This is a genomic window from Pandoraea pneumonica (assembly GCF_902459645.1).
GTDB classification, from domain to species: Bacteria; Pseudomonadota; Gammaproteobacteria; order Burkholderiales; family Burkholderiaceae; genus Pandoraea; species Pandoraea pneumonica.
On sequence record NZ_CABPSK010000002.1, the window covers coordinates 1,323,870 to 1,343,095 of the forward strand.

At 63.4% G+C, this 19,226-nt stretch carries 18 protein-coding genes; 11 read left to right on the plus strand and 7 right to left on the minus strand.

Features of this window, described 5'->3' with window-relative positions; translation table 11 throughout:
• Window positions 1–77: 77 nt before the first annotated feature.
• Genes PPN31114_RS15155 through PPN31114_RS15185 form a run of 7 tightly spaced genes read left to right on the plus strand, consistent with a single transcriptional unit; the run spans window position 78 to window position 5,645 of the window.
• Complete coding sequence (locus PPN31114_RS15155; protein WP_150680269.1) at window positions 78–530, plus strand: hypothetical protein; 453 nt, start codon at window positions 78–80, stop codon at window positions 528–530.
• Entirely contained in the window at window positions 520–1,731 is a 1,212-nt protein-coding gene (locus PPN31114_RS15160; protein ID WP_150680270.1) for a hypothetical protein, read from the plus strand. The genes PPN31114_RS15155 and PPN31114_RS15160 overlap by 11 nt, the downstream gene beginning before the upstream one ends.
• 59 nt (window positions 1,732–1,790) lie before the next feature.
• Window positions 1,791–2,441: a type III secretion system export apparatus subunit SctR gene (gene sctR / locus PPN31114_RS15165; protein WP_150680271.1), complete on the plus strand. Its 651-nt coding sequence runs from the start codon at window positions 1,791–1,793 to the stop codon at window positions 2,439–2,441.
• A 6-nt stretch (window positions 2,442–2,447) separates the two neighbouring features.
• The gene (gene sctS, locus PPN31114_RS15170; protein ID WP_150680272.1) at window positions 2,448–2,714 is read left to right on the plus strand and encodes a type III secretion system export apparatus subunit SctS; all 267 of its coding nucleotides are present in this window, start codon (window positions 2,448–2,450) and stop codon (window positions 2,712–2,714) included.
• A 16-nt stretch (window positions 2,715–2,730) separates the two neighbouring features.
• Entirely contained in the window at window positions 2,731–3,597 is an 867-nt protein-coding gene (gene sctT / locus PPN31114_RS15175; protein WP_246182551.1) for a type III secretion system export apparatus subunit SctT, read from the plus strand.
• 6 nt (window positions 3,598–3,603) lie between these two features.
• Window positions 3,604–4,710: an EscU/YscU/HrcU family type III secretion system export apparatus switch protein gene (locus PPN31114_RS15180; protein WP_150680273.1), complete on the plus strand. Its 1,107-nt coding sequence runs from the start codon at window positions 3,604–3,606 to the stop codon at window positions 4,708–4,710.
• Window positions 4,707–5,645, plus strand: coding sequence for a lytic transglycosylase domain-containing protein (locus PPN31114_RS15185; protein ID WP_246182552.1), 939 nt, complete (start codon window positions 4,707–4,709; stop codon window positions 5,643–5,645). Before PPN31114_RS15180 ends, PPN31114_RS15185 begins: the two co-directional genes overlap by 4 nt.
• 18 nt (window positions 5,646–5,663) lie before the next feature.
• Here the strand turns inward: PPN31114_RS15185 and PPN31114_RS15190 are convergent, their stop codons facing one another.
• Window positions 5,664–6,275, minus strand: a complete 612-nt coding sequence (locus PPN31114_RS15190) for a glutathione S-transferase family protein (protein ID WP_150680274.1) — start codon at window positions 6,273–6,275, stop codon at window positions 5,664–5,666.
• Between the two features lie 305 nt (window positions 6,276–6,580).
• Between PPN31114_RS15190 and purB the strand changes: the two genes are divergently transcribed.
• Both purB and PPN31114_RS15200 read left to right on the plus strand, forming a co-directional pair.
• Complete coding sequence (gene purB, locus PPN31114_RS15195; RefSeq protein WP_150680275.1) at window positions 6,581–7,954, plus strand: adenylosuccinate lyase; 1,374 nt, start codon at window positions 6,581–6,583, stop codon at window positions 7,952–7,954.
• Between the two features lie 120 nt (window positions 7,955–8,074).
• Entirely contained in the window at window positions 8,075–8,524 is a 450-nt protein-coding gene (locus PPN31114_RS15200; RefSeq protein ID WP_150680276.1) for a c-type cytochrome, read from the plus strand.
• Window positions 8,525–8,659: 135 nt separating this feature from the next.
• Here PPN31114_RS15200 and PPN31114_RS15205 read toward each other — a convergent pair whose 3' ends face one another.
• The 6 genes from PPN31114_RS15205 to queA all read right to left on the minus strand — a co-directional run bounded on the left by PPN31114_RS15205 (window position 8,660) and on the right by queA (window position 15,379).
• Window positions 8,660–9,346: a cytochrome b/b6 domain-containing protein gene (locus PPN31114_RS15205; RefSeq protein WP_174988075.1), complete on the minus strand. Its 687-nt coding sequence runs from the start codon at window positions 9,344–9,346 to the stop codon at window positions 8,660–8,662.
• An 84-nt stretch (window positions 9,347–9,430) separates the two neighbouring features.
• The gene (gene secF / locus PPN31114_RS15210; RefSeq protein WP_150680278.1) at window positions 9,431–10,408 is read right to left on the minus strand and encodes a protein translocase subunit SecF; all 978 of its coding nucleotides are present in this window, start codon (window positions 10,406–10,408) and stop codon (window positions 9,431–9,433) included.
• Window positions 10,409–10,432: 24 nt separating this feature from the next.
• Window positions 10,433–12,325, minus strand: a complete 1,893-nt coding sequence (secD, locus tag PPN31114_RS15215; protein WP_150680279.1) for a protein translocase subunit SecD — start codon at window positions 12,323–12,325, stop codon at window positions 10,433–10,435.
• Window positions 12,326–12,464: 139 nt separating this feature from the next.
• Window positions 12,465–12,731 carry a preprotein translocase subunit YajC gene (gene yajC, locus PPN31114_RS15220; protein WP_233179920.1) on the minus strand — a complete coding sequence of 89 codons (267 nt, stop codon included), beginning with the start codon at window positions 12,729–12,731 and terminating at the stop codon, window positions 12,465–12,467.
• Window positions 12,732–12,959: 228 nt separating this feature from the next.
• Window positions 12,960–14,090 carry a tRNA guanosine(34) transglycosylase Tgt gene (gene tgt, locus PPN31114_RS15225; protein ID WP_150680280.1) on the minus strand — a complete coding sequence of 377 codons (1,131 nt, stop codon included), beginning with the start codon at window positions 14,088–14,090 and terminating at the stop codon, window positions 12,960–12,962.
• Window positions 14,091–14,296: 206 nt separating this feature from the next.
• On the minus strand, window positions 14,297–15,379 hold the full coding sequence (queA, locus tag PPN31114_RS15230) for a tRNA preQ1(34) S-adenosylmethionine ribosyltransferase-isomerase QueA (protein ID WP_150680281.1): 1,083 nt from the start codon (window positions 15,377–15,379) through the stop codon (window positions 14,297–14,299).
• A 100-nt stretch (window positions 15,380–15,479) separates the two neighbouring features.
• Here queA and recG point away from each other — a divergent pair, with 100 nt between their 5' ends.
• The gene (gene recG, locus PPN31114_RS15235) at window positions 15,480–17,801 is read left to right on the plus strand and encodes an ATP-dependent DNA helicase RecG (RefSeq protein WP_150680282.1); all 2,322 of its coding nucleotides are present in this window, start codon (window positions 15,480–15,482) and stop codon (window positions 17,799–17,801) included.
• 170 nt (window positions 17,802–17,971) lie between these two features.
• The gene (locus tag PPN31114_RS15240; RefSeq protein WP_150680283.1) at window positions 17,972–18,916 is read left to right on the plus strand and encodes a LysR substrate-binding domain-containing protein; all 945 of its coding nucleotides are present in this window, start codon (window positions 17,972–17,974) and stop codon (window positions 18,914–18,916) included.
• The last annotated feature ends 310 nt before the right edge of the window (window positions 18,917–19,226 follow it).

The following is a 19,226-nucleotide window of genomic DNA, read 5'->3' on the forward strand; positions in this document are numbered from 1 at the left end:
GAAGCAATACGCGGCGGTCGTGCCGCCATGACCACAAGACGCTCCCGAATTTCATTCGCAACCAAGAGGACATCACGATGAGCTCCATCCGCCGCAATGGCATGTCAGCCGAGGCATTCGCCAATATGGGGGCCAATTTGTCGGGATCGCATCGAAACACGTGCGAAGGCACGGGCCCACGGCGGCAAATGGAGGATGACGACGAGCGGGAGTTCACCCTAAGCGTCGAGACGACACCGCGTGTCACGGGGCCCGGCGATGTGCTTCGTTGGCTTCGGGTGTGGCATGCGCGCCAGGAACAAGCGTGGGATGGCGGGAACGCGTTGCGCATCTGCGTGCATGGTGGCGTGCTCGACGAGATGGTCGTGGAAGCCCGGCGCGGGTTGCATGGCGTGACGATCAGTTTGCTATCGCCGCGCTTGACGCTATACCGGCGCTTGCTGACGCAACGCGGCCGCCTTGCCCGGACGATGACGTGGCGGCTCGGTTTGCCGGTAACGGTGGAAGTCGAGGCACGTTATGCCCCCTGACACGCGAGCGCCGGACGTAGTGCTTAGCCAACTGTTCGGTGGGTCGCTGGGCGGTGCTAGCAGTGTTTCCTTCGTTCAAGACGATATGCAGGTGCACGTTGGTTGGCTGCACGTGGGCGGCGATGGCCTGATCGTCGCCGCGCGTGTCGACCAAGGTCCGGTTGGCGAGTTGCGCTTCTGGTGCGACACGCAGCAGTGGTGCGATTGGCTGGCCCCGTGGCTGCCCGTCCCCTCGTTCGACGCGTTGCCGCAGGCATGGCTCGACATCGCGGCGTCGTTGACGTTGTCAGGCGCGTCCGAGGAGGCGGGCGAGGGGGCATTCGGGGCCGTCGACAAATCGTTTGACGACTCGTGCGACGCCGCAGCGTATCCCGCTTATCCCGCCGATTCCGCGTATTCGGCGTATGCCGATGCCTGGCCGAGCGCTACCCAGTTGACGCCTGGCGCCGTGACGCTCGAATGGCGCGTCGGCATGGTATTGCAGCGGGAGGGCCGACGGCTCGCATTGGCTTGGCTCACCGGCGACGGCTCGCAGGACGAGGCGAGCGCATGGCTTCGCGAGCGATGCGCGCGCGCGATGCCTGGCGCACAGCCGCTCGATCCGGCGGGTGTACCGCAACGCGACGGCGTCTTAGTCGCTGGCTGGGCGGATATCTCAAGCGCGCAATGGGATGCCTTGGGTGATGGCGACGCCGTAATTCTCGACAAGAGCGCCGACGTGGCGAACGGTGCGTATTGGGTCGTCGATGGCGATTACGCGCTGGCTTACCCCGGCAACGCCGCCGCCCAGCGTGGCGCGGTCAATGCCGCCGAGGTTCTTCGGTTCGACGACTGCCCCTTTGCGACAACGGATGGCACCTCTCCCGCACGGGTCTTCGCGGTGCTGACGACTCAACCTTTCCCGGTGCCCACGCTCGACGCGTGGAGAACAGGCAGGCTCCCCGACATACGGTCGTGCCACGCGACACACGGGGTCGCCTCATCGCCCGACGCGCCCGTGCTGCATACGACGCGTGTGACGCTGTGGCGCAACGGCATCGCGTGCGGCGCGGCCCGTCTGCTGCGTTTCGACGATGGTCGACTGGCGGTGTGCCGCGAAGGCGAACGCAAAGGCGACATGTCCATCGCAGCGCACGACTCCCCCCAAAAGCCGACCAATTCGGGTGGCGACCTGATGGGCGTGTACCCGTTGTCCCCCTAAGATCGCGACACTTCAACGCCGCACATGCGTGCTGGCCTCGGATGTTCAACGGAGTCTGTATGTCCCTGCTCGACCACCCGGTGCAGCTCGTGGTGTTGCTCTCGCTGCTCTCGATCTTGCCGTTGCTGGTGGTGCTCGGGACGGCCTTTCTGAAACTGGCGGTGGTGTTCGCGCTATTACGCAACGCGCTCGGCACACAGCAGATTCCCCCCAACATTGCGATCTATGGTCTTTCGCTCGTGCTGACCTGTTTCATCATGGCCCCCGTCGTTTTCGACATCGAAGCCAATCTCGCGAAGCGGCCTGTCACGCTATCGTCGCCGAGTGCCGTGGCCGATGCGGACGCGGGCATTCTCGTGCCTTATCGCGCTTTCCTCACGCGTCATACCGATCCGCGCCAACGCGAGTTCTTCGCGGGCATTGCCGCCGACACCTGGCCGGAAAAGCATCGTGCGCGTATCGGCCCCGATTCGCTGCTCGTGCTCATGCCCGCTTTCACCCTGAGCCAACTGGCAGAGGCCTTCAAGATCGGGCTGCTGCTCTATCTCCCCTTCGTCGTCATCGATCTGGTGATTTCGAACATCCTGCTCGCCATGGGGATGATGATGGTCTCGCCCATGACCATTGCGCTGCCGTTCAAGTTGCTGGTGTTCGTGATGATGAACGGCTGGGAGCAATTGGTGCGCCAGTTGCTGCTTTCCTACGCATAAGCCGACATGAGTGAAGCGATCGTCGTCAAGTTCACGAGCGAAATGCTCTGGCTCACGCTGCTGCTGTCGTTGCCCACGGTCATTGTGGCGTCGGCGGTCGGTGTGTTCGTGTCGCTGGTGCAGGCACTCACGCAAGTGCAGGATCAGACGGTGCAGTTTCTGATCAAGCTGCTTGCCGTGTCGATCACGCTGGTGGTGACCTATGGCTGGATGGGCAACGTGTTGCTCAACTATGCCGGTAGCGCGTTCGAGCAAATTAGCCGGATGCAATGACCGGAGCCCGCCCCCTATGTCGTCGATCATGACCTCGCTGGGCCCTGCGCTGGGCGCTGTGGGCGCCTTGGACGACGCGGCGTTCGCGCGCCACTGGGCAGACCTGTACGACTGGCTGCTCGCGTGGGCGGTGGCGATGCTGCGTCCGCTGGGCATTGCGATGCTGTTGCCGGTGTTCTCGCCGGGCATGCTCGGCGCAGGGATGCTGCGCAATGCCCTCGTGTTGGCGCTCGCGTTGCCGGTCGTGCCAATGGTGCACGCCGGGGCCGACATCGCGCCGCAATGGGGCGCGTGGGCCATGGTGATCCTGGGGGAGTTGAGCGTCGGCCTGTTGCTCGGGTTTGCGGCCGCGTTGCCGTTCTGGGCGGTTGATATGACGGGGTACGTGATCGACACCATTCGCGGCGCGTCGATGGCGAGCGTGCTCAACCCGCTCATGGGCGCGCAGTCGTCGATCTTCGGCATCGCGTTGACGCAAATGCTGTGTGTGCTGTTCTTCATTACCCCCGCCGCGCACGCCGTGCTAAGCGCGCTGTACGACTCATACGACGCGCTGCCGGTCGGCACGTCCTGGCATTGGCAAGAGGCGGGGGTGCCTTGGCTGCTCACGCTGTGGCAGGCGATGCAAACGATGTGCGTCGCGGTCGCGCTGCCCGCCATGGTGGTGATGGTGCTCGTCGACATGGCGATGGGTTTCATCAACCGTGCCGCCCAGCAGCTCAACGTGTTCTTCCTCGCTATGCCGGTCAAGAGTGCGATGGCGCTGCTCGTCACGCTGGCGAGCCTGCCGTTTGCCATTGCGGTGCCATTGGCCCATTGGTACCGACTGCCGGAGGGCTTCAGAGCGTGGGTCGTGGCGGCGCTTGCGCAAGGGGGAGGGTGAGCGCCGATGAGCGAAAAGAACCAACCGCCCACACCGAAGAAGATTCAAGACGAGCGCAAGAAGGGGCGCGTCGCGAAGAGCGCCGACCTGGCTGTCTGCGCGCAACTCGGCATCGTGCTGGCCTGGCTCGTCTTCGAAGGCCCGGCCCTTTACGTGGCGTGTATGGGGCTGGTGCAGCGCATGCTGCTCGTGCTTGGCGACCCGGTAGACGAAGCGGTGCGTGGCCTGTTGGTGCCGTCGCTGTTGCTGCTCCTGCGTTTTTGCGGCGGGCTGGCCGTCGTGCTGATCGTATGCACTTGGCTGGTGATGGTGCTGCAAATCGGCGCGCTGGTGGCGCCCGAAGCGATCACGCCGAAGTACGAGCGCATCGATCCCGTGGCAAAGGCCAAGCAATTGTTTTCGCTTCAGTCGCTCTTCGAATTCGCGAAGTCGCTGCTCAAGGTCGCGGTGCTGGGGACGGTTTTCTTCTATCTGATTCGCCAATACACGCCGTCGCTCGCGGTGCTGCCGCAGTGCGGCGCGGATTGCGGGCTCACGCTCACGGCGCGCTTGCTGTTCTGGCTGATGTCGGCGCTCGTCATCGCCTATGTGGTGTTCGGTGCGCTCGATTTTGCTTTTCAGAAATACAACTTGCACAAGCAACTGATGATGTCGCACGACGAGATTAAGCGCGAATACAAGGAGATCGACGGCAATCCGGAAATCAAGCACAAGCGTCGTGAAATTCATCGGGAGACGATCGAGAGCGGCAGTCTTGCCAACAACGTGAAGCGCTCGACCGTGGTCGTGCGTAACCCGACGCGGCTTGCCGTCTGCCTGCGCTATGTCGCGGGGGAGACGCCGGTGCCTTGTGTCATCGAGAAGGGACGCAACGCACGCGCGCGCACCATCGTTGCACTCGCTGAGCGCGAGGGTATTCCGGTTGTCGAGCACATTCCGGTGGCACGGCGGCTGATGGCGGAAGTCGATATCGATGCGCCCATTCCTGCGGATCTATTCGATGTGGTGGCGTCGATACTGCGCTTGGCCCTCGATTTGCCTTACGAAGCGCAGGACGCCGAGGGTGCACAGGCGGACAAGGAGAAGCGCCCGGACGAGCGTGGGCGGCGATGAGAATATCGACGCTCGGCGCTTGGATTGCCCTCGCGCTCGTGTGCGCACCAGCGGTCGCGGCGAGCGCGCAGACGGACATCGCACTGCCGCTGCATCCGCGCATGACCGATGCCGGAGTCGAGGTCCCTGAGCGGAAAGCACCGTCAAAGGCATCGACGGTGCCGTCGCCTGTTTCGTCGCCGGTGCCTTCGCCGATATTCACTGCCGACCCAGCGCCCGCATCCACTGGCACGACAAATCAACAACTCAACGCGATTGCGCCCGCACCTTCGCCGTCATTACCGTTCGACACGCTGGTTCAAACGACCGCGCGCGACTATTCGCTCGACGCGGCGCTGCTGCATGCGATGGTCAGCGTGGAGTCGGGCTACGACGCACTCGCGGTCTCGCCCAAGGGGGCCATAGGTTTGATGCAGGTGCGGCCGCAGACCGGGGCGCGCTTCGGGTTTCGACGTCTGGAAGACCCGGCCGAGAATTTGCGGGCCGGGGCGTCCTACTTGCAATGGTTGCTCACCCGCTTCGACGGGGATTTGTCGCTGGCGCTGGCGGCGTACAACGCAGGGGAGGGCGCGGTGCTGCGTTACGGGCGGCAAGTGCCGCCGTTTCGCGAAACACAGGATTACGTGCGCAAAGTGATGGCGGGGTATTCGCGGCTGACGGTCATGCCGTCGAAAAACACGGAAACCGTCGTTGCGCCTGCTTCGCCAAGCGCTACCGCCGCGACGCCCACCGATGTGGCTAAGGTTCGGGCGCTGCCGCGCGATCGGCGCGATGGCCATGGAAGCCGTGAGAGCGGCGATGTGCGGGCGTGGCAGATTTTGCGGGGGCTTGGCGCCCTGGTGACGCGCAGCCCGTCAAAGCGGACCGCGCCCACGATGGGCCGCGATCAACCGGCTGTCGTCATGCCAGCGAGCCAGACTCGCCGGTCGCCATGACGCGCCGATCAATGCCGCTCAGACCACCGGGACCGTGTCGGCGACAGACGGGCGAGCCGACATGCGCTCGAAATGGCGGGCGAGATTGGGGTGTGCGCTACGCCAGTCGATGTCCGCGAAACGGAAGTCGAGATACCCCAGCGCACAGACGACGGCCACGTCGGCCAGCGTCAGGCGATTGCTCGCGCACCACTGACGCTCTTCGAGCCCTTGCGACATGGCGAGCAGCGCCTCGTTGATCTTGCTGCGCTGACGGTCGATGAGGGCCTGCGAGCGTGCCGCTTCGTCGTGGAACATCATCTCCACGCGAATCTGCACGGCGGCGTCGGTCACACCGTCGGCGAGCGCTTCCCAAACCCGCACTTCGGCACGTTCACGACCCAGGGGCGGAATGAGCTTGCCCACCGGCGACAGGGTGTCGAGATACTCGCAGATCACCCGCGAGTCGAAAACGGCTTCGCCGTCCTCCATCACCAGGCAGGGCACCTTGGCGAGCGGGTTGGACTGCTGGATGCGGCTGTCGTCGGCCCACACGTTCTCGAGTTCGAGCTTGTAGTCGAGCTTCTTTTCCGCAAGCACGATGCGGACTTTTCGAACGTAGGGGCTGGCGAGGGCACCAATCAACTTCATGTGGATCCTTGATAAATCGCAATAGCGCCGCAGAGTATAACGTGCGGCCCGGGGCACCGCGTAATGCCCCGGATGGGCGGTGCCGGGCGGCAAGGGCACGCCCCGGCGGCGGCCTGACACCGGATCGGGCGTGGAGGGGGCCGGCAATGGTAAAATGTCGGCCTTTCCGAGTTGGCGTTTTCGCTTTGTCAGGTTTTGCCGGTATTGCGCGGTGTTCCGGGCCCCCCACAGGGACGTCCGGCCTCGCGCGAGTGCTGCGGCAGGCCTCGCCGGCTCCCCGGTTTTCTTTTTCGGTGCCCAGTGCCATGTCCGACGAATTCTCCCCCTTGACCGCGCTTTCCCCGCTCGACGGCCGCTATGCCAGCAAGACCGACGCGCTGCGTCCGTGGCTGTCCGAAGCCGCTTTCATGCGCCATCGCGTGACGGTCGAAATCCACTGGCTGATCGCTTTGTCGAAGGCCGGTTTCGCCGAGATCGCGCCGTTCTCGGCCGACGCAGAGAAATTCCTTCTGGATCTGGCGGCTAACTTCTCGAACGCCGATGCCCAGCGCATCAAAGACATCGAGAAGGTCACCAACCACGACGTGAAAGCCGTCGAGTACTGGCTCAAAGAGAAAGTGCAGGGTCAGGCCGAGCTCGAGAAGGCCAGCGAATTCATCCACTTCGCCTGCACGTCGGAAGACATCAACAACACCTCGCACGGCCTGATGATCAAGGGCGCGCGCGACAAGGTGATCGTGCCAGCGCTCGAATCGCTGGTCGCCAAGCTGAGCGAACTGGCCCGCGAACACGCGTCGCAGCCGATGCTCTCGCGCACCCACGGTCAGCCGGCTTCGCCGACCACGCTGGGTAAGGAAATCGCCAACGTGGCCGTGCGTCTGGCCCGCGCCCTGGAGCGCGTGCGTCGCGTCGAGCTGCTTGCCAAGATGAACGGCGCTGTGGGCAACTACAACGCGCACCTGTCGGCTTACCCGGAATACGACTGGGAGACGTTCTCGAAGACCGTCATCGAACAGCGTCTGGGCCTGACGTTCAACCCGTACACGATCCAGATCGAACCGCACGACTACATGGCCGAGTTGTTCGACGCCGTGGCCCGTGCCAATACGATCCTGCTCGACCTGAACCGCGACGTGTGGGGCTACATTTCGGTCGGCTACTTCAAGCAGAAGACGAAGGCCGGTGAAATTGGCTCGTCGACCATGCCGCACAAGGTCAACCCGATCGATTTCGAGAACTCGGAAGGCAACTTGGGCCTGGCTAACGCCGTGCTGCGCCATCTGGCCGACAAGCTGCCGGTCTCGCGCTGGCAGCGCGACCTGACCGACTCGACCGTGCTGCGTAACATCGGCGTGGCATTCGGCTACAGCCTGCTCGCGTACGACTCGTGCCTGCGCGGTCTGGGCAAGCTCGAAGTCAACCCGCAGCGTCTGGACGAAGATCTGGACAACACGTGGGAAGTGCTGGCCGAGCCGGTGCAGACGGTGATGCGCCGCTTCGGTGTGCCCAACCCGTACGAGCAACTCAAGGAACTCACGCGCGGCAAGGGCATTACCCGCGAAGCGCTGCAAACGTTCATCAAGCAACTGGCGATTCCGGAAGATGCGAAGGCGCGTCTGCTGGAAATGACGCCGGCGAACTACATCGGTATTGCCGAGTCGCTCGCCAAGCGCGTCTGACGCTAAGCCGTACCGCTGTAAATGAAAAGGGCCGCTGATGCGGCCCTTTTTGCGTGTCATACGGGGTACTGAGTAGCTTGTGTATCATAGCCGGACAATTCATAAGGAGAATCCCCGCAAATGAAGCTCGCCCTTGCACTCGCTACTCTCGCCGCAGCGCTGGTCCCGGCACTTTCGCACGCGCAATTCGCCAAGCCGGAAGACGCCGTGGAGTACCGCCAGTCGGCCCTGTTCCTGCTCGGTAACCACTTCGGCCGCATCGGTGCGGTCGTCAAGGGCGACGCGCCGTTCAACAAGGACGACGTGGCCAAGAACGCCGAACTCGTCGCCACGCTCTCGAAGCTGCCGTGGCCCGCGTTCGAAGGCGGTCAGACGACCGCTAAGAGCAAGGCAAAGCCGGAAGTCTTCACCGACAAGGTGAAGTTCCAGCAAGCGCAGGAGAAGATGGAAACGGCCGTGGCGCAGCTCAACACGGTGGCCAAGGGCGGCGATCTGGCATCGATCAAGAAGGCCTTCGGCGACGCCGCACAGACCTGCAAGAGCTGCCACGACAACTTCCGCGCGAAGTAAGTCGATTCATTGCGTCGGTGAGGAGGCTTTCGCCATGGCGGACCTCCCATGAAAAAGACCGGTCCCCGAAAGGGCACCGGTCTTTTTTTGTCTCGCGAGGGCGCTTGTCGGCGCTTGCTCGATGCGCGTCCGAAATCAGTACGACGGCAGCGAAGCGACGGCCGGCGTGAGATGCACGATGCGATACACCACCGCCGACGCCAGCACGATCAGCACCAGTGCGCCGGCGCGCACGCGCCAGTCGTCGCGCGCGGGCGGCGTGGGCGTCGCGAGCGGCTTGTCGCCGACGATCATCGGCGTAATCAGGTCCTTCTTACGGCGCACGCGATAGTAGACAATCGCCACCACGTGCAACACCACCAACGCGACGAGCACCCACTGGTTGCGTTGATGCCAGCCGGTCAGCCAGTCGCTCAAATCCTTATCGATGAATTTGACGAGCGGGCCGTCGTTGAAGATGTCGTCGTTCGAGAAGAGCCCGAGCACTGCCTGAATGCCAAAGAACAGCAGCATGGCGATGACCGAGAGTCCGCCCAACGGCGTGTGACCGGCGAAGCGGGCATCAGTGGTGTCGGGCGCGCGCAGCGATTTGAAAAACGTACGCGGGCCGGTCATGAAGTCGCAAAAACGTGCGTAGCGCGGCCCCACGAGCCCCCAAACCAAGCGGAACATCAGCAGCGCGAGAATCGCGTAGCCGCACCAGAAGTGATAGATCATCGCGTTGCCGCCGGTCTTCGCGGTGACATAGGCGGTGAGCGCCAGCACGACGAACGACCAGTGGAACAAACGGGTGGGCAGGTCCCAGATGCGGATCGGTTTCATGGCGGAGAAAGGCGTGAATAATGGAAAAAAACCGCCGGACATGCCGGCGGTTTTTTGACTGACTGCTAACGCATCGCGTGTCGATCAGACACGTGCACCGAAGTTCGGATCGTTGCGGTCGACGCCGTCTTCTTCGTCCTTGCCGCTGTGCTTGATGAGGTCTTCGCGCTTCACGCCGAACCACATCGCCAATGCAGCTGCCACGAACACCGACGAGTAGATACCGAACAGAATACCCACGGTCAGTGCCAGTGCGAAGTAGTGCAGCGTCTGGCCACCGAAGAAGAACATCGAGAGCACCATCATTTCCGTGCTGGCGTGGGTGATGATCGTACGCGACATGGTCGTCGTAATCGCGTGGTCGATCACCTCCTGCACGGTGGCCTTGCGCATCTTGCGGAAGGTCTCGCGAATCCGGTCGAAGATAACGACCGACTCGTTCACCGAGTAGCCCAGCACTGCCAGCACCCCCGCAAGCACCGCCAGTGAGAACTCCCACTGGAAGTACGCGAAGAAGCCCAGAATGATCACCACGTCGTGCAAGTTGGCGATCACGCCGGCCACTGCGAATTTCCATTCGAAGCGGAACGACAGGTAAATGATGATGCCCACCACCACGAACGTGAGCGCCAGCAACCCGTCGGTGAAGAGCTCGTGGCCGATCTGCGGGCCGACGAATTCCACGCGGCGAAGCTGCACGTCAGGCGTGTCGGCCTTCAAGGCGCCCATCACGGCGTCGCTTTGCTGCGCGCTGGTGATTTGCTTGCCGTCCGGGCCGTTCTGAATCGGCAGACGGATCATCACGTCGCGCGAGGTGCCGAAGCTCTGCACCTGCACGTCGCGATAGCCCAGCTTGCCGACTTCGCCGCGAATCTTCTCGAGATCGGCTGCCTGCGTGTAAGCCACTTCCATGACCGTCCCGCCGGTGAACTCGATCGACATATGCAAACCGCGCGTCGCCAAGAAGAACACCGCCGCCACGAACGTGAGCGCCGAGATGATGTTGAAGATCAGGGCGTGCCGCATGAACGGCACGTCTTTCTTGATGCGGAAAAATTCCATGACTGTTTCCTCTCGCGCCTGCGGTTATTGCTCGCCTGCGTCGGGTGCGTTCTTCGCACCGTCCGGGCGCCAGACTTGACCGATCGCCAGCGACTTAAGCTTGCGACGGCCGCCGTACCACAGGTTGACCAGGCCGCGCGAGAAGAACACGGCAGAGAACATCGAGGTCAGGATACCCAGGCAGTGCACCACGGCAAACGCGCGCACCGGGCCCGAACCGAAGGCCAGCAGCGCCAGACCGGCGATCAGCGTGGTCACGTTCGAGTCCAGAATCGTGGCCCAAGCATGTTCGAAGCCCAGCGAGATGGCCTTTTGCGCCGAAGCGCCGGCCCGCAGTTCTTCACGAATACGCTCGTTGATCAGCACGTTCGCGTCGATGGCCATACCGAGCGTGAGCGCGATAGCGGCGATACCCGGCAGCGTCAACGTGGCTTGCATCAACGAGAGCATGGCCACGAGCAGCAACAGGTTGAACAGCAGAGCGATCACCGAGAACACGCCGAACAGCATGTAGTACATCATCATGAACAGGGCGATGGCGATCAGGCCGTACATCACCGAGTCCACACCCTTTTGCACGTTGTCGGCACCGAGGCTCGGGCCGATCGTGCGTTCTTCGATGATTTCCATCGGCGCAGCCAGCGAACCGGCGCGCAGCAGCAGCGCCAGATCGTTAGCACCCTGTGCCGAGCCCATGCCGGTGATCTGGAAGCTCTGGCCCAGTTCGCTGCGGATGTTCGCCACCGTCAGCACTTCGCCCTTGCCCTTTTCGAACAGCACGATCGCCATCGGCTTGCCGATGTTGTCGCGCGAGACATCGCGCAACACGCGTCCGCCTGCGGCGTCGAGCTTGATGTTCACCGACGGTTGCTGGTGATCGTCGAAACCGGCGGCGGCGCTCGTGATGCGATCGCCGCTGAAGATCACCGAACGCTTGAGCAGCACCGGCGCGCCATTGCCGTGCAGGAACAGTTCGTCCTGCGGCGGCACCGGCGTGTCGGCCGACACGATACGCGGTGCGTCCGGGTCAGCCAGGCGGGCTTCGAGCGTTGCCGTACGACCGATGATGTCCTTTGCCTTGGCCGTGTCTTGCACGCCCGGCAACTGAACCACGATGCGGTCCGGACCTTCTTGCTGAATCACCGGTTCGGCCACGCCGAGTTCGTTCACGCGGTTATGCAGCGTGACGATGTTCTGCTTGACGGCGTTGTCCTGCACCGCGCGGCGCGCGGCTTCGGTGAACGCACCCACGACCTTGAACGTGCCGTTCGGGCCAGCTTGCGTGGTGTAGGTGAGGTCAGGCAGGCCATCGGCGAGCACGCCACGGGCACGATCGGCATCGGCTTGATCCGTGAAGGCGACTTCGATACCGCTATCCGTGCGCGTCACACCGTTGTGGCGAATGTTCTTGTCGCGCAGCAGGGAACGGGCGTCGGCAGCCGAAGCGTCGAGGCGCTTCGTGATGGCGCCGGCCATGTCGACTTGCAACAGGAAGTGCACACCACCGCGCAGGTCGAGACCGAGGTACATCGGCAGCGCGTGAATCTTGGTCAGCCAGGTCGGCGAAGCCGAGAGCAGGTTGAGCGCGACGACATAGGTCGGATCGGTCGGATCGGTGTTCAGCGACGACTGGAGAAGATCTTTGGCACGAAGCTGCGTGTCGGTATCGGAGAAGCGAATACGCACGCTCGGGTTGCTACCCGTGCTGTCGAACACGGCACCTTGATAGGTGATGTTCTGTGCCTTGAGCGCGTCTTCAGCGCGCGAGAGCGTCGAGGGATCGACCTTGACGGTCGCCTTGACGCTGGAAATCTGTACCGCCGGTGTTTCACCGAACAGGTTCGGCAGCGTGTAGAGCACCCCGATGGCAAGCGCCACCAGAATGATGATGTATTTCCAGAGAGGATAGCGATTCATAGCGGCGGGCTAGGGTGATGCCTCGTGGCAAACCGTGCTTCAGACCAGGCGCATGGCGGCACCCGTTGCCCCGAGGGCAGAGATGCCGCCAAACGCTGCGGCCGCCAGATACGGCGGCCGCGTGCGGTTGCGCGAAGGATCAGAGCGCCTTGATGGTGCCCTTCGGCAGCAGGGTCGTGATCGCGCCCTTCTGCACGTTGATCTCGACGTTCTCGGCGATTTCAACGGTCACGAAGGTTTCACCGACCTTCGAGATACGGCCAGCGAGGCCACCCGAGGTCACGACTTCGTCGCCCTTGGCGAGCGCAGCCAGCATGTTGCGGGTTTCTTTCTGACGCTTCATTTGCGGACGGATCATGATGAAGTACAGCACCACGAACATCAGCACGAGCGGCAGGAAGCTCATCAGGTTGCTGGTCGAGCTAGCGGCGCCAGCCGTCTGAGCGAAGGCTTCGGAAATCAGCACGTTCGGTTCTCCTTATGTGTAAGACGTGTAAAAGCCGCGTGTGGCCGGTTGCCCGGTCACGCGCGGCATGTGTTTCGGTGCGAGGATGCAGGATCCAAGCCCGGCATTTTACCACCGCCCGACCCCGTTCCTCCGGGGATTCGGTGCCTGAGTTTCAGGCACGCACCTTCACTGCACGCCGCGCGCGCGATCGGCCCGGAACTGGGCGACGAAAGCGTCGAAACGGTGGGCCTCGATGGCATCCCGGATTTCCTGCATCAGCGTGAGATAGTAATGCAGGTTGTGGATGGTGTTGAGCCGCGCGCCCAGAATCTCCCCGGCTCGCTGCAAGTGGTGCAGATAGGCGCGCGAAAAGTTTCGACAGGCGTAACAGCCGCAAGTTTCGTCCAACGGGCGCGTATCCGTCTTGTGCGACGCGTTGCGAATCTTCAGGTCGCCAAAACGCGTGAAGAGCCAGCCGTTACGGGCGTTACGCGTCGGCATGACGCAATCGAACATGTCCACACCCGCCGCCACGCCGGCTACCAGATCTTCCGGCGTACCGACGCCCATCAGGTAGTGCGGCTTGTCCGCAGGCAAGCGCGGGGCGACGTGGTTGAGCACGCGCATCATGTCTTCTTTCGGCTCGCCGACCGACAGCCCGCCAATGGCGTAACCGTGGAACGGCAGCTCCGAGAGCCCCGCAAGCGATTCGTCGCGCAGGTTCTCATACATCCCGCCCTGCACAATCCCGAACAATGCGTTCGGGTTTTCGAGCTTGTTGAATTCATCGATCGAGCGCTTGGCCCAGCGCAGCGACATGCGCATCGATTGTCCGGCCTCGGTTTCCGTCGCGGGACGCCCGTCGATCTCGTACGGCGTGCATTCGTCGAACTGCATGACGATGTCCGAATTGAGCACGTGCTGGATCTGCATCGAGATTTCGGGCGACAGGAACAGGCGGTCGCCGTTGACCGGCGAGGCGAATTTCACGCCTTCTTCGCTGATCTTGCGCAACTCGCCCAGGCTGAATACCTGAAAACCGCCAGAATCGGTCAGGATCGGCTTGTCCCAGCCCATGAAACGGTGCAGTCCGCCGTGCGCGGCAATGGTTTCCAGCCCCGGGCGCAGCCACAGGTGGAACGTATTGCCGAGGATGATCTGGGCGTTGTTTTCGACCAGCTCGACAGGCGACATCGCCTTGACCGAGCCGTAAGTGCCCACGGGCATGAAGATGGGCGTCTCGACCACGCCATGATTGAGCGTGACGCGCCCCCGACGGGCATTGCCGTCGGTGGTGATGAGTTCGAACTTGAGCATGTGTCTTGCGCCCCGGCACCACCGGCAAAACAAGCCGGCGCCCGCACAGGACGGAATAAAGCGGCACGCGCCCCATGCGCGGCCAGGGCGCTATTGTACCGGGTCGGGCAGGGGCGGTTAGAGAAGTGTCGTACAGACGGCGGCTGGCCGGGAGCGGAGACGGTGCGACGGCACCAGCCAGCCGCGCCGGCCAAGCCAGCGATGCATCAAGCCGCCGCTTTCGGCGCTTCGTGCATCTCTTCGCGCGACAGAATCATCGCGTCGCCATAGCTGAAGAAGCGGTAACGCTGCTCGATGGCGTGACGGTAGGCCGCGCGGATCGTCTCCATGCCCGAGAACGCCGACACGAGCATGAGCAGCGTCGACTTGGGCAAGTGGAAGTTGGTGATCAAGCGGTCGACCAGTTGGAAGCGGTAGCCCGGCGTGATGAAGATATCGGTCTCGGTACTGCCCGCACGCAACGTGCCGGGTTCGCCACCCGCTGCCAGCGCCGCCTGCGCGGCCGATTCGAGCGCCCGCATCGACGTCGTGCCCACGGCGATCACGCGGCCGCCGCGTGCGCGCGTGGCGGCGATAGCCTCGACCAGTTCGGGGGTGATTTCGTACCACTCCGAGTGCATCTTGTGTTCGTCGAGCTTTTCCACGCGCACGGGCTGGAACGTACCGGCGCCCACATGCAGCGTGAGCGTCGCGCGCTGCACACCGAGGGCATCGAGTCGTGCGAAGAGCCCGTCGTCGAAGTGCAGCCCAGCGGTCGGGGCCGCCACGGCACCGGGGTTGCGGGCGTAGACGGTCTGATAGCGCGTCTCGTCGCCCGCATCGGCTTCATGGGCGATATACGGCGGCAGCGGCAGACGCCCGTAGGTTTCCAGCAAGGGATAGCAGTCGCTCGGGAAGTGCAGCGTGTAGAACGGATCGACGCGCTCGCCGACGGTGACTTCGAAGGCATCGGCCAGCCGCAGCACCGTGCCCGGCCCCGGGCTCTTGCTCGCGCGGATCTGGGCGAGCACCGTGGTGCTGTCGATCACGCGCTCGACGAGGACTTCGATCTTGCCGCCGCTGGCCTTCTGGCCGAACAGGCGCGCCTTGATGACGCGAGTGTCGTTGAACACGAGCAAATCGCCGGGTGCCAGCAGACCGGGCAGGTCGGCGAAACGGCGATCGTAGAGATGGGGCGGCGTGACGCTGCCGTCGACCTCCAGCAAGCGGCTGGCGGTGCGCTCGGCGAGCGCGGTCTGCGCGATCAGTTCGGGCGGCAGGTCGAAATCGAAATCGGAAAGGGTATACATCAGCGTTTACAATGCGTAGCAACCGACATTTTACTTGGTTCGTCGGGTGCCTTGCCGATATGGCGTGCACCCGGGGATCAACCCCTGACGCCGCGACTGCATGACCGAACGCCGAATGCCCGCCCCAGCGCCTGCTGCCGACCTTGTGGATCTCGCCGATGCTGCCGAAAGTGCACCCGGGGAGACCGGGGCCGCACGCCGGGGCAAGGTGCCAGCAAAGCCGAAGGCAGCCACCAAGCGTGGTGCAAAAGCGAAAGCTGCGAAGTCCGCCAATGACAGCGCAGACGACAGCGCCAACGGTGCCGCAGTCAACGGAAAATCCGCCAAAAAGCCTGCCGAAAAGCCCGCCCCGGGCAGCAGCGCCGCCCGCAAAGGCAGCGCGGATAAGCTCGCCAAGCTCGGTCTCAAACGTGACATCGATCTGATCCTGCATCTGCCGATGCGCTACGAGGACGAGACACGCCTGAGCAAGATCGGCGATGTGCTCCCCAGCGAGTTGGCGCAGGTCGAAGGCACGGTCACGTCTAGCGAAGTCGCCTACCGTCCGCGCCGCCAATGGCTGGTACGCATCGAAGACGAAGGGCACGAATTAGTGCTGCGTTTTCTGAATTTCTACGGCAGTCAGCAAAAACAACTCTCTGTGGGAACCCGAGTGCGCGTGCGCGGCGAAGTGCGTGGCGGTTTCTTCGGGCTGGAGATGGTGCATCCGGCGTATCGCGTGGTGTCCGATGCCTCGCAACCGCTGCCTGAAGCGCTCACGCCGGTCTATCCAAGCGCCGCCGGGTTGTCGCAAGCGTATCTGCGCAAAGCCATCCACAACGCCATGGAGCGCACGCCGCTCCCCGAACTGCTGCCGCCTGGATTGCTGCAAGCGGCCATTGGTCCGGACCATCCGCTGCCGCCGTTGGCCGACGCCGTACGGCTGCTGCACGCACCGCCCCCCAAAGTTTCCGAAACCTCGCTCATGGAGCGTTCGCACCCCGCATGGCTGCGGATCAAGTGCGAAGAACTGCTGGCGCAACAACTCTCGCTCAAGCGGGCGCAGGCGGCACGCCGACGTCTGGCCGCGCCGTCGCTCGGTAAGCACGTCCCCGGCGGACTGCTCGAGCGATTCGAAGCGGCGCTGCCGTTCAAGCTGACGGGCGCCCAGCAGCGCGTGTGGGCCGAGATTCGTGCCGATTTAGCCGAGCCGCATCCGATGCAGCGTCTGTTGCAAGGCGATGTGGGCAGCGGCAAGACCATCATTGCGGCGCTCGCCGCGACGCAGGCCATCGACGCGGGCTTTCAGGCCGCCATCATGGCCCCGACGGAAATTCTCGCCGAGCAGCATCTACGCAAGCTTTCCGCATGGCTCACCCCGTTGGGCGTGGAAGTCGCGTGGCTCGCGGGCAGCATGAAGGCGAAGGAAAAGCGCGAAGCGCTCGCACGCGTGGCGAGCGGCGAAGCACAGCTTGTCATCGGCACGCACGCGATCATTCAGGACACGGTGACCTTCGCCCGTCTCGGCATGGCGGTGGTCGACGAGCAGCACCGCTTCGGCGTGGCACAGCGTCTGGCATTGCGCAGCAAGATGGCGACCGCAGGCATGGGTGCAAACGCCATGCCGCACCAACTGATGATGAGTGCGACGCCGATTCCGCGCACGCTCGCCATGACGTACTACGCCGATCTCGACGTCTCCGTCATCGACGAGTTACCGCCGGGGCGCAGCCCTGTGGTGACGAAGCTGATCAGCGACACGCGCCGCGCCGAAGTGGTCGATCGCGTGCGCGCGGCGGCGCTGGCGGGGCGTCAGGTCTACTGGGTGTGTCCGCTCATCGAGGAAAGCGAGGCGCTGCAATTGCAGACCGCCGTCGACACGCATGCGCAACTGGTCGCGGCGTTGCCCGAGTTGCGCGTGGGGCTGGTGCATGGCCGCCTAGCACCCGCGGAGAAGGCCGCCGTCATGGACGACTTCACGCGCGGCGACACGCATCTGCTCGTCGCCACGACTGTGATCGAAGTGGGCGTTGACGTGCCCAATGCGTCGCTCATGGTGATCGAGCACGCGGAGCGTTTCGGCCTTGCACAGTTGCACCAGTTGCGTGGGCGAGTGGGGCGCGGCTCGGCCGAATCGGTGTGCTTGCTGATGTACGCGTCGCCGCTGTCGATGGGGGCCAAGGCGCGCCTGCAAACGATGCGGGAAACGACCGACGGCTTCGTCATCGCCCGTCGCGACCTTGAAATTCGCGGCCCGGGCGAGTTTCTCGGCGCTCGGCAGTCTGGCGCGGCGATGCTGCGCTTTGTCGATCTGAACGAGGACGGCTGGATGATTCCCGGCGCGCAGGAAGCGGCGGAACAACTGCTGGCGTCGCATCCTGGCGCGGTCGCGGCCCATTTGGAGCGTTGGCTCGGCGCTCGCGAGGACTATTTGAAAGCCTGAGCGGGCACGGGCGGCGCAATCTGCGGTGAATTCGACGGGTTGCGCATCGTGATCCATGGTGTGCCCACGATCGGGCGTCGCCTGAAAACGGGCAATGGCCGCTCGATTGTGCTATAAAAAACAAAATCTATCGATTGCGGTAATCCGATTAATTTACAGGTTAGGACGACATGACCCTCACGGAACTCAAGTACATCGTGGCGGTGGCGCGAGAACGCCATTTCGGTCGCGCAGCGGAAGCCTGTTTCGTCAGCCAGCCGACGCTCTCGGTGGCGATCAAGAAGCTCGAAGACGAGCTCAATGTGCAGATTTTCGAGCGGGGTGCCGCCGAAGTGAGCGTCACGCCGCTCGGTGAGCAGATCGTGGCGCAGGCGCAGCGTGTGCTCGAACAAACCATTGCCATCAAGGAAATTGCCAAGCAGGGCCGCGACCCGCTCGCCGGCCCGCTGCGTTTAGGCGTGATCTATACGATTGGGCCGTATCTGCTGCCCGCGCTGGTCAAGCAGATGATCGAGACCACGCCGCAGATGCCGCTCATGCTGCAAGAGAACTACACGCTCAAGCTGATCGAGTTGCTCAAGCAGGGCGAGATCGATGCGGCGATCATGGCGCTGCCGTTCCCCGAGAGCGGTTTGATGGTGCGCCCGCTCTACGACGAGCCGTTCGTGGTGGCGTTGCCGCGTTCGCACCCTTGGGCGACGCGCGAGCAGATCGACGCGGGCGACCTGAAGCAGGAAACGATGCTGCTGCTCGGCAGCGGGCATTGCTTCCGCGATCACGTACTCGGCGTTTGCCCCGAGTTGATGCGCTTCTCGCAGAATGCCGACGGCATTCAGAAAACCTTCGAAGGCTCGTCGCTCGAAACCATTCGTCACATGGTGGCGAGCGGCGTCGGCATCACCGTGTTGCCAAAGACGTCGGTGCCCGAGTCGCAAGCGCCCGATAGTCTGCTGCGCTACGTGCCGTTCTCGGCACCGGTGCCCGACCGTCGCGTGGTGCTCGCATGGCGCAAGAGCTTCACGCGCCTGCCCGCCATCGAGGCGGTGGCACAAGCCATCGCCCGCTGCAATTTGCCCGGCGTGATTCCGCTCGATCTGCCGGCAACGGCAAACTAAGCCAAAACACGCAGCAAACCCCTCAGACCCCGTCAGACCCCGATGCGCCGCCGCTTCCCGCCGCGGCGCATTGTTTTTCCCTATTCGATAGATATAGACAATTAATTCGACCGTTTTAATTGGAATTATTAACCTAGCGACATGCGTTTGCGAACCCCTCGCCACGCACCTGAGGTGACCACGATGACCGCACTGAAGACCTATTTGCACGACATCGAAGCCACGCTGGAACACGTGCTTGCCGAGTTTGCGCAGATGGCGGCGTAAGTCGATTCCAACGCGTCCATCCCCACGCAACCCGCCCGACGGG